Source organism: Gardnerella sp. DNF00354, assembly GCF_049262755.1.
In the GTDB taxonomy this organism is placed as follows: domain Bacteria; phylum Actinomycetota; class Actinomycetes; order Actinomycetales; family Bifidobacteriaceae; genus Bifidobacterium; species Bifidobacterium vaginale.
The window spans coordinates 435,007-447,678 of record NZ_CP058402.1; the positions used below are offsets into that span (position 1 = coordinate 435,007).

Sequence of the window (12,672 nt, forward strand, 5' to 3'; positions counted from 1 at the left end):
AGTATGTGAGTATGTGAAGTATACAAATATGTAAAATATTCAACTCGCGGCTTGTGTTGGTTTATATCAACTTTTGTTAGTGTGCTCCGTGCAGGCGTTTATACTCGATTCTATGGCAGGTAATGATATGTGGAAGTCAAGTAGAAATGACGCAAACCAGTCAGGCAACGCATCATATAACAGTATTTTGTTTGACAAGGTTCCGCCTCACGACGAAGACGCGGAAATGGCAGTTTTAGGCGGAATGCTAATGAGCAAAGATGCCATTGGCGAAGTTTCGCAAATCCTAGAAACAGCAGATTTTTATGTGCCAAAACACCAAACAATTTACGACGCGATTATAAGCTTATTTTCTGGTTCACAACCAGTAGACGTTGTTTTAGTCGCAAACGAGCTTCTAAAAGACGAAAATCTGGAGAAAATTGGTGGAGCAGACTACCTGCATAGTCTAGTTGCATCAGTTCCAACAGCTGCAAACGCGTTATATTACGCGGATATTGTACACAAAAATGCGATTTTGAGAAATGTGATTGCTGCTGGAACAAAGATTGCGCAAATGGGGTATTCTGCCACGGGAGATCAAGCAGAAGACGTTGTAAATCTCGCACAATCCGAAGTTTACGAGATGAGTTCTGGCAAAGTTCACCAGGATTATTCCGCTATTGGTCCTGTTGTTCAAGATGCTCTCGAACAATTAGACAAGTTGCAAAGTAACGAGATTGAAAAAGGCGTTCCAACAGGATTTAGAGATATTGACGACATGACGCAAGGCTTGCAACCAGGGCAAATGGTAGTCGTAGCTGGTAGGCCTGCAATGGGAAAGTCAACTCTTGGGATCGACTTTGCGCGTTCTGCAGCGTTGCATCACAATATGACAACAATTGTGTTCTCGCTAGAAATGAACAAATTAGAGCTTGCTCAAAGAATAATTGCAGCCGAAACGGATATTCCAATGACGGCAATGCATCGCGGGACTTCAGAAGACATTACAACAGATAGATGGACTAAGCTAAATGCGTTTTGGTCAAAAATGAAAGACGCTCCGCTTTTTATAGACGATAGCCCAAATATGAGTCTTATGGAAATTCGCGCAAAATGCAGGAGACTAAAGCAAACGAACGATCTAAAATTGGTTGTAATCGACTATTTGCAACTTATGACTTCTGGAAAGAAAGTTGAATCGAGGCAGCAAGAGGTCTCGGAGTTTTCGCGTGCATTAAAGCTTTTAGCAAAAGAGCTAGAAGTGCCAGTTGTTGCGCTAAGCCAGCTAAACCGCGGACCAGAAATGCGAAACGATAAAAAGCCTCAGCTTTCAGATTTGCGCGAATCGGGATCTATTGAACAGGATGCTGACGTTGTGTTTCTTGTGCATAGACCTGATTTTTACAACAAAGAAGATCGTCCAGGCGAAGCAGACATTATTATGGCAAAGCATCGTAATGGCCCTACAGAAACGTTCAATTTAGCTTTTCTTGGAGCAACGTCTAAATTTAAAGATATGCCGCAAGGATACCAGCCGCAATCATATTCGCAAGGCAATGATGCTCAAGGTTATGATTCGCATCAGTCTCAGGCATATCAGCAGTAGAGTTAATAGGGGGATTGATGATCGTCAAAAATAAAGTGGTAAAACGCTGTTGTTTTGGATTCATAATGCCAGCTGTAGGGAAACTGGTTAGGATGATTTCGCGCGCGACAAACCACGGAGGAAGTGCTTTACCAGGCAAAGTTGTGGAAACACTAGACCCTGGGTTTTTGGCTAGAACGCTGGGGAGTTTGCCTTACGGAGTTGTGTTAATTTCTGGAACTAACGGTAAAACAACTACAACTCGCATGGTTGCGTCTATGCTTAGAGATGCTGGATTGCGCGTGTTTACAAATCCTACGGGATCGAATTTCACACGCGGAGTTGTAGCAGCATTGGTGCAAGAAATGCCTGTTTTTGGCACAAAGTTAGATGCGGATATAGCTGTTTTAGAGCTTGATGAAGCTTACGCGGTGCATTTTGTAAATCAAATAAAGCCGCAATATTCTCTGCTTTTAAACGTTATGCGAGATCAGTTAGATAGATTTGGTGAGATTGACACTACAGCTAAATTGTTGAGCAATGTTGCGCACGCAACTAAGCGAGTAGTTGTGTTAAATCGCGAAGATCCGCGAATTTCTGCGCTTTCTAAAGATGTTTTGCCGTCTTGTAAGGTAAAATATTTCGGTTTGGATGAATCGCTAAGAAGCATGTTTCCAACTGACGACGATTTGCATAGTGATTTGCATAGTGATTTGGGTGGCGATTTTAATGGCGATTCGCGTAACCTTCCGCATGCAGATGTTGTTTTGGCAAAAGTTGCAGATAATAAAGCCGATTTTTTGATTGATGGGCATAGAAAAACTACTAGCGTTAAGTTGCGAGGCGTGTATAACGTTTTTAACGCAGCTGCTGCGTCTACGATTGTGCGCGCTATTTTGGCAGATGCTGCTAAGAAAGATGCAACACTCGCAAAATTCGACGACGATGCGCTTATGGAAGCTATTTCTCGCGTAACGCCAGCATTTGGTCGAGGCGAAGTAATCGAAGTTAACGGCGCTCCTGTGGAGCTTGTTCTAGTGAAAAATCCTATTGGATTTAGACTTGCGCTCGCTTCGGATAAGCCTGCAAATCATGACACAATGATTGCGATTTGTGACGAATACGCGGATGGGCGAGACATGAGCTGGCTGTGGGACGTTGATTTTACATGCTTTAGTGGCACTGGAGTCACTTGTGTTTCTGGCACGCGCGCGTGGGATATGGCTTTGCGTTTACAATACGACAAAGTTGCCTCTAGAAATGTGAACACTGATTTAGAAGAAGACGTTAAAGCTTTTGTAAATGGTGATTTTAGTAGTGATGCTAAAAATGCTAAGCGCATATATTGCACATACACTGCTATGCTTCGCGTGCGATCTACGTTGGGGCAAATCGCAAGCGTTAAAGACGTTGGAGTTGGAAAGTAGCAAGAAAGTAGTCATCATGAATGATATGAGTGATGTTAATTATATTAGTCAAGCGAATGCTACTAATAAAGCCGAAAATCGTGTATTAGATATTGTGTCGCTGTACCCGAAAGACATGAATATTTACGGTGACTATGGCAATGTGCTTACGATTATGCGTCGAGCGGAATTGTATGGTTACAAGCCCGTGTTGCACGAGTACAACGTTGGCGATGATTGGCCAGAGCGAGTAGATATGATTCTTGGCGGCGGTGGTCAAGATCATGGTCAAAGTAGAGTTACGGATGATTTATTTGCGCGCGCGGACGCGATTCGTGAGCTTGCAAAAAATGGCGTTCCAATGCTTATGATTTGCGGTCTTTACCAGCTTTTTGGAGAGTACTTTGAGACTATTGAAGGCCAAAAGCTTAAAGGCATAGGCATACTCGGAGAGCATACGGTTGGTCAAGACGTGCGCATGATTGGGAATCTTGTTGAGCATAGCCGCGATTTTGGAGATATTGTGGGATACGAGAACCATTCTGGTCGCACAAGTTTGGAGAGTGGTACGCAGCCACTCGGCTCGGTTGATGGCGAAAATTGCGGAAATAACGGCGAAGATCATACGGAAGGTGCGCGCAAATACAACGTTATCGGCACTTATATGCACGGATCAGTTTTGCCAAAAAATCCGCGTTTGTCTGACTTTTTAATTCGTACAGCTGCGCAAAATCGTTACGGAGAATTTGCGCCAAAGCAGACTAATGCTCAGCGCGCGGAGCTTGAAAAATTGGACGAATTGGCAGATCGCGCTCGCGAAGTGGCAGTAACTCGTCCGCGGTAAAACTTGCAAATTCTAAAACTTGTCGGCTCTAAATACAAAAGCCTGAATACAAAAGCCTGCTGAAAATTGCAAAGTGTTGCAAATCAGCAGGCTTTTTGTAGTTTTTGATTCTAGTTTTTATATTCTAGCTTTCGCTTGATTTGGTGAGTGTATTAGTCAATTAAACCATACAAGCGATCGCCAGCATCGCCAAGACCAGGAACGATATAAGCCTTGTCGTTCAAGTGCTCATCAACGGCGCAAACAACAACCTTAAAGTCAATAGAAGGATCAATTTCCTTCTCCAAGCGTTCTAAGCCTTCTGGCGCTGCCAAAATGTTAATAGCAGTAACATCCTTAGCGCCGCGCTCAGCCAAATAGTGCGTAGCAGCAATAAGAGTGCCACCAGTGGCAAGCATTGGGTCAAGCAAGAAGCACTGGCGACCAGTCAAATCTTCTGGCAAACGGTTAGCATAAGTGACGATGTCGAGAGTCTGCTCGTCGCGCTTCATGCCAAGGAATCCAACCTCAGCGGTTGGAAGAAGGCGAGTCATGCCGTCAAGCATACCCAAACCTGCGCGCAAAACTGGCACAACCATTGGGCGTGGGCGGTTCAAATGCTTGCCAGTCATCTTGCAAATAGGAGTTTCAATCTCTCGATCGCTAACTTCCAAATTGCGGGTTGCTTCGTATGCTTCGAGAGTTACCAATTCGGAAACTAACTCGCGGAAAATATTAGAAGGTGTATTTTTATCACGCAAAACGGTGAGCTTGTGGTCCACCAGCGGATGATGTAAAACATGAAGATCCATACCTTCTAGATTAGTGCAAGCGCGGCATGTTAAGCTATCGGCGTGCCGTGACTATTTAGAAAAAATATAAACAAGTGTTAATGAAGGTTGAATTTTGTGAATTGCTGGAAAATTAAAACATACTTAAAAACGCTGACTTGCGAAAGCGCCTGTCGGCGCAAACGCCGCTCGCAGCGGCAAAAAATGGAGCCCGGGGCTTAAACACAAGCCAGCGTCACTTCCCGAGTATACATGCTTTTAGATTTCAGCGCGCCGCGCTATGGCATAACAAATAAACGCAGTGTGATAACAAATAAACTAATCGAGTTTTCCAAGTCTCCACAATTTAGCTCCATTAGCGAAGCATAAGGAAAGTGCATGCATGTTTGCGGATTTGTGCAAAACGCTAGCAAGACGCTGTGAATCATCTCTTTTGGAATCGTTCATCTTCTGTGTTAATTTTTTCGCGTAAGAACGCATTCCGCACGAAATAATCGCAGTAAACGCAGAAGCTCGATATAGAGCAACAGCAAAATCGCCCGTAAAAGCACCAGAAAGAATAGAATCCGCGAGTCGCGCAATATCATCTCCTGTAGGAGATTCGTCAATTCCAGTAATTGCGGAAGCGCTAGTTGCAGAAGGTTCTCCAAGATTCCAATACTCTGCATATGCTTCTCGCTGCTTACGCAAAGACTCCCGAAGCAAATATAGCCTAAAAAGCATTCCAGGGAGCGAATCAGGTTGCGCTTGACTCCACAAGTCTGCGATGACCTCAATACCCTCATTCTCAACCAAATTCAGTACGCGTTCCACAATCTCTGGAGATTGTGTTTTATGCACGCGGTTAAGCAGAACGGCCGCTGAAGTGTGGCTGATTTCGTTTACAATTTGTGGATCTGTGCCGCCTTCAATTTGCGCGAGCATTGCAGGATCCATTTGTGCAGGTCGGCTTGGGCGACTTGCACCTATTGGACTTGGCATAAAAGCAGATCTGCTCGAATGGATAGAACTCGATTGTGAATTAAGGCTAGTAGACAATTGGTAACACCTTTTCAATATCAATAACGCGAGCGCCTTTAGAAGTATTGCTAATATGCAAAACTATTGCGCTACCAGTAGGCATGTATGGAGATTTTTGGCTAAGTATACGTTTATGTGCTCGCGGTTTTGTGATTCCTCGCAAATAGTCAAAGAAAGTGCCGATAATAGGGCGATGCAAACACATAACTGTTGAATTGTTAATATTTGCTTCTGTGTTTTGTGTGCTTTGTGTATTTTGTGCGTTGCAATCAAGATTTTGTATTTCACTTATAAGAACAGATAATGTAGATTTTGGTTTATTCTCATGATGATCTTCAGTAAGTTCCGCAATCTGTTCTATATAAAGAGAAGAATCGTGTGCAAAAGTTGCAACAGTTTCTACGCAACGTTTCCAGGGTGACGAGACAATTCGATTTGGAGCATAGCAAGCAAGCTCACGACCTAGAGCGTAGGATGCTGCAGATCCAAGAGGAGTGATTGGACGAGTTGCTTCGCTGCCTTGCCATGATTTACGTGATTCAGCTTTTCCATGTCGTACTAGTATCAATGTCTTATATTCAGTTTGACCAGCGTGTAGCTTTTCAAGAAAAGCATCTAAAACTTTTCTATCGCTATCGTGTGTGAGTTTTTTGCGAGCTTTAGAAGGAGTAAGCCATATAACATTGCCAATTTCAGTAGGTTTTGCTGGTTTTATTGGACCAAATGCTGGTAGTCGCTTCATTGCGGCATTCTCGTCTATTTCGCGCATCATCCAGTAGTGAATTCGCTTAACTACTTCTGTTTTATTGTTGTTTTGTGAACTGTTTTTCGCACCGCTTTTTGAGATTGATTTTTTGCCTTCGTTTTCAAGCGGATATTCTATTTGTGCAATGTGAGGTCCGAGTGTGACTGCGTAGCCTGTTTCTTCTCCAACTTCGCGCACAGCTGTATGGCGATGCGATTCTTTTGGCTCATTCTTTCCTTTTGGCCAGCTCCAATCGTCATATTTAGGACGGTAGACTAGGCAAAGCTCAAAATCGTCGTCGCTTATCGTGTCCGCTTGATTGCTTGTTTTTTTCAAGTCACTTGTGTTTGAGCTGTCTATTGTATTTCGCTTGCGATAAATAATTCCGCCAGCAGCCTCAACGTATCGCGTCGTTACTACACTCATATTCACTATTTTAGCGGTTTTCCTTCGCAACTTTTAGTTGTTCCATAATGTTTTATATTTTGTGCACAGTCATGACTGTGATGCACGCGTTCTGAGTAAGCCAGATATTTTTGTTATATAACCCAAAATTACTAAAACTGGCAAATTGTGCTGTAGAAGAGTTCGGCTATTGCGGGAACGCTTGAGATTTAGTCAGATTAGAAGGAGCAATAAATACAACAAGAGCCAGAATCATATTGCTGAATCTGGCTCTTTGTCTATCGTTTATTAGTTACTCGCGATCAGTTCACACCTCGAGGTTTGCGTGTGTGAGTATGAATTAGATATTCCTGGCTATCGACTAGAGGGCGACCTTCGGAATCGCGAGAATGTAGCGTGTATGTGCCATCTCCATCCATCCACCAAGAAACTGTTGAATCAGCCATTTGCAAATCAATGTACTGAATCAACGCTTCCACCTGGTCTGGAGCGCTTATGCGAACCAGCGTTTCAACGCGCCTATCAAGATTTCGATGCATCAAATCGGCCGAGCCAATCCACACTTCTGGGCCACTTGCAGGACCATCGCCAATTTGCGGACCGCAAGAATTAGCAAAAGCATAGATTCGGCTGTGCTCAAGGAATCTGCCAAGAATAGAGCGAACTCGAATATTCTCGCTCAATCCTTCAATGCCAGGCTTTAGCGAGCAAATTCCACGCTCAACAATGTCAATCTTTACTCCAGCTTGAGCCGCGCGGTACAAAGCGTCAATCGTCTTTTCGTCAACAACAGAATTGACTTTAATCTTAATCCACGCTTCTTTTCCAGCAAGAGCCGCTGCCTCTTCCCTGCGAATTCGCTCAATAATGCCCGTTCGAACTGTGCGAGGAGCCACAAGCAAGCGATGGAAACTAGACTTTGGAGCGTAACCCGAAAGCTGATTAAACAGGCGAGTCAAATCTTGACCAACTACAGGATCGCAAGTAAGCAAGCCCAAATCTGTGTAAAGGCGAGCCGTCTTAGGGTTATAGTTGCCGGTACCAACGTGGCAATAGCGGCGCAATCCTTCGGCTTCTTGACGAACCACAAGCGAAAGCTTGCAATGCGTCTTCAATCCAACAATGCCGTAAACAACGTGAACGCCTGCGCGCTCAAGCTTGCGCGCCCAAGCGATGTTAGCGTCCTCGTCGAATCGCGCTTTAATCTCAACAAGCGCAAGCACCTGCTTGCCAGCGTGTGCTGCGTCAACAAGAGCGTCAATAATTGGCGAATTGCTAGACGTGCGGTACAGCGTTTGCTTAATTGCAAGCACCTTTGGATCTGCCGCCGCCTGCGCCAAGAACGCTTGAACAGAAGTAGAGAACGAATCGTAAGGGTGATGAAGCAAAATATCATGCTCACGAATCGAAGCGAAAATATCTTGCGCATGGCTAGTTTCAACTTCTGCAATCTGGCGATTTGTAGTAGGAATAAACGGACGATACTTCAAATCTGGGCGATCCAGCGCCTGCAACTCAAAAAGAACCGTCATATCTAGCGGCGAAGGCAAACGATAGACTTCTTCTGGGCTTACACGCAACTGATTAGCCAGCAGCTGCGACAAGAATGGGCTAGCTTCGTCGGAAATCTCAAGACGAATAGGCGGTCCAAAACGACGACGCAAAAGCTCCTTTTCCATAGCGTTAAGCAAGTTTTCTGCATCGTCTTCCTCAACGTCAATATCTTCGTTACGCGTAACGCGGAAAGATCGCGCTTCTTTAATAATCATGCCTGGGAAAAGCGATTCCAAATGTGCTGCAATCAACTTTTCCATAGGAATAAAGCCGTAGCGCTCTTCGCGACCCTCTTCGTCGGTTAAATCGTCAACTGGAACAAGACGATTCAAATTATCTGGAATCTTTACGCGAGCAAAATGCGATTTTCCAGAATTTGGATTTTCTACAATAACAGCCAAGTTAATAGACTTGCCAGAAATATATGGGAACGGGTGTGCAGGATCCACTGCAAGTGGCGTTAATACTGGGAAAACCTGCCTGCGATAATAGTCTGAAAGTCTATCTTTTTCGGATTGCGTAAGCTTGTCCCAACTGAGCATAACAATGCGCTGCTTAGCAAGCTCTGGCAAAATGTGGTCAATAACATAATGCGCATGCTCATCTTGACGACGATGCGTAACCTCGCTAATCGCGCGCAACTGCTGACGCGGGCTAAGCCCACTTGCAGCGGTTACTGCAATTCCAGAGTCAATTCGGCGCTTTAAGCCTGCAACTCGAACCATAAAGAACTCGTCTAGGTTGGAAGCAAAGATGGCTGCAAAATTAGCGCGCTCAAGAAGTGGTAAATCAGTATTTTGCGCTAGCTCAAGCACGCGACGATTGAACTTTAACCAGCTAAGCTCGCGGTCAAAGAAGCGATCTTTTGGCAACGGTAGCTCGCCCTCACGAGCTTCACGCTTTTCTGCCTTTTCGTCTTCGGCGATGTGCTCTGCAATTTGACCGCGCAGAATCGCCTTTGAGGGAGCGTCAAAAATTTGTACCATACTCCGTAATTGTATGCGCTGTAAGGGATGTGCGCGACTGAGTGTCGGCAGCTGCGCGTGCTCGACACGCCGATAATTGCAATATGTGAACGCATCTGAACATGACAACCATTGCATATTCACAAAATGATGCAAAACCATCTATTTTTTATGTTCGAATGAACACTAATTACAATATGTGAACAAAGATGGTTTTGTACTTTACTAAAGAACAAAAAACAGTAATAATAAGAATCACGAGAACAAATTAAAAGAGCGGTAGACCACAGAAAATGTATGGATGTTAGATTCCAATTACGTTGGACGGATACATAAGACTTTACCGTTGCAACGAGGATGTTGTGCAGATAGAACCGCTGAAGATTGTTTTTGTAAGTAAGAGGCTCGCCAGTGTGGCGGGCCTCTTTTGATATATGACTATTTGATATTTACTCGCAGTGTCGTGTTCATAGGGGAAACTATCAAAGAATAATTGTTGGAATAATAATTGCTGGATTCATTTTCTTAGCTTCTTTGAAAATGAGATGTGGTACAAAAGCAAAAGCAGCAAAACAATTAAGAAGGATCGAAGGACCATGCAACATTCATTTACAGTAATGTTGGCAGCCGAGTTTATTGGAACTGCCATTCTTATGATTTTTGGCAATGGAGCCGTTGCCAATGTTGAACTTAAAAACACTAAAGGTCATCACGCAGGCTGGCTAAACATTGCTATGGGCTATGGTTTTGGCGTTATGTTCCCAGTGCTAATGTTCGGTGGAATTTCTGGCGCGCACATAAATCCTGCTATGACAATTGCGCAAGCTGTTTGCGGAATGTTCCCTTGGGCAAACGTACTTCCGTATATTGTGGCTCAGCTTTTGGGCGCATTGGTCGGTCAGCTTATTGTGTACGTAACTTATTTGCCACATTACAACGAAACCGAAGAGCCAGAGGCTATTCTTGGCACGTTCTGCACTACGGATGCTTACAATAACAAGCTTAACTACTTCCTAAACGAATTCTTTGGTACGCTCGTGCTTGTTTTGGCTGCGCTTTGCTGCCTTACTTCTCCTTGGGGAGAGAAGAATTTGGCTGGAGCATCAATCGTAGTCGGCTTTGTTGTTTGGGGATTGGTGACTTCTATGGGTGGTCCGACTGGTCCTGCTTTGAATCCTGCTCGAGACCTTATGCCACGTTTGCTCCACGCCATTTTGCCTATTCCGCACAAGGGTTCTTCTCGTTGGGGCGAGGCGTGGATTCCAGTCGTAGCCCCTACTGCTGGCGCAATTTTGGGCGTGCTTATGTTTAAGTCGCTATTTGCATAAAACAGTTGCTTTTAACTGTTATTGATTGTGATTAATTGCGGTTGTAAGAAGCGCGTGATGCTAGTATGAATGCGTTACGCGCTTTTTATTTTGCAAGTTTATGCTTTGCAAACTTGTGCTTATTAAGAAAGATTTTAAGAAAGATTTTAAGAAAGATATTAGAAAGACGAAATCATGTTTTCTAAGTCACCTATTGCAATTGGTCGTTTTGCGCCGACTCCTTCTGGGCGTATGCATATTGGCAATATGGTAGCAATGTTGGCTGCTTGGCTTTCTGCAAAGTCGCAAGGTGGAAGCATGATTTTGCGCCTGGAAGATCTCGATATTGCGCGAATGCCGAAGGATGCAAGCGCGCGAGTGATTGACGATTTGAAGTGGGCTGGGCTTGATTGGGTTGGTGAGCCGACTTATCAGCATAATCGCAATGCAATTTACCAAGAAGCTCTTGATGTGTTAGAATCTTTGCAAGACGGAGACGGGAATTCCCTGATTTACCCGTGTTTTTGCTCGCGTTCCGATATTCGAGCGATTGCAGCGCCGCAAGAAGGCGACGGCTTTATACGCTACCCAGGTACGTGCAGAAATCTTCGCAAAAATGCGCAAGGCTTGGCGCAAATCGAAAAGCGTTTGCAAAATAATCAACAACATTCTTTGCGGCTTGCTGTTCCTTCGGCTGATTCGAGGGAGGCAAATATTGATTTTGAAGACGCGATTTTTGGTGCGCAATCTTTTAATATTAATCGCGACTTGGGGGATATGGTGATTCGTCGCGCGGATGGCGTTTTTTCTTACCAGCTTGCTGTTGTTGTTGACGATGTGCTTTCGGGAGTAAATGATATTGTGCGCGGACGCGATTTGCTTCGTTCTGCTGCACTTCAAATTTGGATTGGTGAATTGCTTGAAAAATCGGGATTTTTTGTGGCTCGCGGCGTACATTATGCGCGTCCGCAATTTGCGCATTTGCCGCTGATTGATAACGCTCAAGGCGAGCGACTCGCAAAAAGTAAGCATTCTTTAGATGTTGGCGCGCTTCGAGAATCTGGCTGGAGCGCCGAGCGCATGATTGGCTATTGTATGTATCTTTTGGGATACAAGAACCCTGGGCAAACCCGCCCAGTAGATATGAGTGCTGCTGATGCGCTCGCTTTGTTTGAAAGCGACGAAACGCCGTGGGATTCTGTTCGCGCAAACCTAGCAGACAAATCCGTGCCCTTCCTCGACTAAACTATGTATTTAGAATGATAGATTGGGGCAATAAATGGCATACATGACGCAAAAAGATTTAGCGAATACTGGGGTCGATTGTGTTCGTGCGCGTCAAATTGCCGACGGTGTGCACAGTGTGCAAGACGCCATTGCTCAAGCCGAATCGCATTATGGTCGAAAAGCTGAGTCTGTTACGCTGCTTGCTGCAACTAAAACGCGAGATGTTGGCGAAATTATGGCAGCGCTTCGTGCTGGAGTGCGAGTAATTGGGGAAAATCGACCGCAAGAAATTGTCGCAAAAGCCGAGATTTTACGCAAGGAAGCTGCGCGCGAAAATTTAAGCGTTGGCGTAAATGGAAAAATTCCGCTCTACTTAATCGGTCAGATGCAAAGCAATAAAATAAACAAAGTTTTACCGCTTGCAAATGGTATTCAGTCGGTTGACGGCATTGAACTTGCGCAAAAAATATCTGCTCGCGCGCAAAATTTGGGACTTTGCACAGACGTTATGTTGGAAGTGAATGTTTCGGGAGAATCTACAAAATCCGGATGTGTGCCGGAACGTGCGATTGACGAATCTCTCGCTATATCTAGCCTGCCTGCGCTTAATTTGCACGGATTTATGACGCTCGGAGCGCGCGTGGATGATGAAAAAATAGTGAGAAGCGGTTTCGCAAAATTGCGAGAAATTAGAGATTGTGTGAGTGAACAACTTGCGCAAGATCATGATGAAAACTCTGCAAAACTAGAGCTTTCGATGGGAATGTCCGGCGATTTTGCGTGGGCGATTGCCGAAGGCTCTACTATGGTTCGAATCGGTTCGGCAATCTTTGGCCCACGCGCATTTGTGTAGTTTTAAGTC

At 44.6% G+C, this 12,672-nt stretch carries 10 protein-coding genes; 6 read left to right on the forward strand and 4 right to left on the reverse strand.

Going from position 1 to position 12,672, the window contains the following annotated elements; translation table 11 throughout:
- Positions 1–112: 112 nt before the first annotated feature.
- The 3 genes from dnaB to HXT24_RS01675 all read left to right on the forward strand — a co-directional run bounded on the left by dnaB (position 113) and on the right by HXT24_RS01675 (position 3,817).
- Complete coding sequence (dnaB, locus tag HXT24_RS01665; RefSeq protein WP_004116417.1) at positions 113–1,588, forward strand: replicative DNA helicase; 1,476 nt, start codon at positions 113–115, stop codon at positions 1,586–1,588.
- Positions 1,589–1,653: 65 nt separating this feature from the next.
- Positions 1,654–2,994 (forward strand): MurT ligase domain-containing protein, encoded by a 1,341-nt coding sequence (locus HXT24_RS01670; protein WP_410311986.1) that lies wholly within the window; start codon positions 1,654–1,656, stop codon positions 2,992–2,994.
- A 16-nt stretch (positions 2,995–3,010) separates the two neighbouring features.
- Entirely contained in the window at positions 3,011–3,817 is an 807-nt protein-coding gene (locus tag HXT24_RS01675) for a type 1 glutamine amidotransferase (RefSeq protein ID WP_422119500.1), read from the forward strand.
- Between the two features lie 152 nt (positions 3,818–3,969).
- On the opposite strand, the gene upp is transcribed toward HXT24_RS01675, so the two are convergent.
- The 4 genes from upp to HXT24_RS01695 all read right to left on the reverse strand — a co-directional run bounded on the left by upp (position 3,970) and on the right by HXT24_RS01695 (position 9,297).
- Positions 3,970–4,608, reverse strand: a complete 639-nt coding sequence (gene upp / locus HXT24_RS01680; protein ID WP_004114100.1) for a uracil phosphoribosyltransferase — start codon at positions 4,606–4,608, stop codon at positions 3,970–3,972.
- A 297-nt stretch (positions 4,609–4,905) separates the two neighbouring features.
- Positions 4,906–5,568 carry a hypothetical protein gene (locus HXT24_RS01685; RefSeq protein WP_016828750.1) on the reverse strand — a complete coding sequence of 221 codons (663 nt, stop codon included), beginning with the start codon at positions 5,566–5,568 and terminating at the stop codon, positions 4,906–4,908.
- 46 nt (positions 5,569–5,614) lie between these two features.
- Entirely contained in the window at positions 5,615–6,778 is a 1,164-nt protein-coding gene (locus HXT24_RS01690) for an NUDIX hydrolase (protein ID WP_422119501.1), read from the reverse strand.
- A gap of 281 nt (positions 6,779–7,059) precedes the next feature.
- Entirely contained in the window at positions 7,060–9,297 is a 2,238-nt protein-coding gene (locus HXT24_RS01695) for an RNA degradosome polyphosphate kinase (RefSeq protein ID WP_422119502.1), read from the reverse strand.
- A 575-nt stretch (positions 9,298–9,872) separates the two neighbouring features.
- Here HXT24_RS01695 and HXT24_RS01700 point away from each other — a divergent pair.
- From HXT24_RS01700 to HXT24_RS01710, 3 genes are all read left to right on the forward strand, one after another.
- Positions 9,873–10,604 (forward strand): MIP/aquaporin family protein, encoded by a 732-nt coding sequence (locus HXT24_RS01700; RefSeq protein WP_016828755.1) that lies wholly within the window; start codon positions 9,873–9,875, stop codon positions 10,602–10,604.
- A gap of 174 nt (positions 10,605–10,778) precedes the next feature.
- Positions 10,779–11,828 (forward strand): glutamyl-Q tRNA(Asp) synthetase, encoded by a 1,050-nt coding sequence (locus tag HXT24_RS01705; RefSeq protein WP_422119503.1) that lies wholly within the window; start codon positions 10,779–10,781, stop codon positions 11,826–11,828.
- A gap of 34 nt (positions 11,829–11,862) precedes the next feature.
- On the forward strand, positions 11,863–12,663 hold the full coding sequence (locus tag HXT24_RS01710; protein ID WP_422119504.1) for a YggS family pyridoxal phosphate-dependent enzyme: 801 nt from the start codon (positions 11,863–11,865) through the stop codon (positions 12,661–12,663).
- Positions 12,664–12,672: the final 9 nt, after the last annotated feature.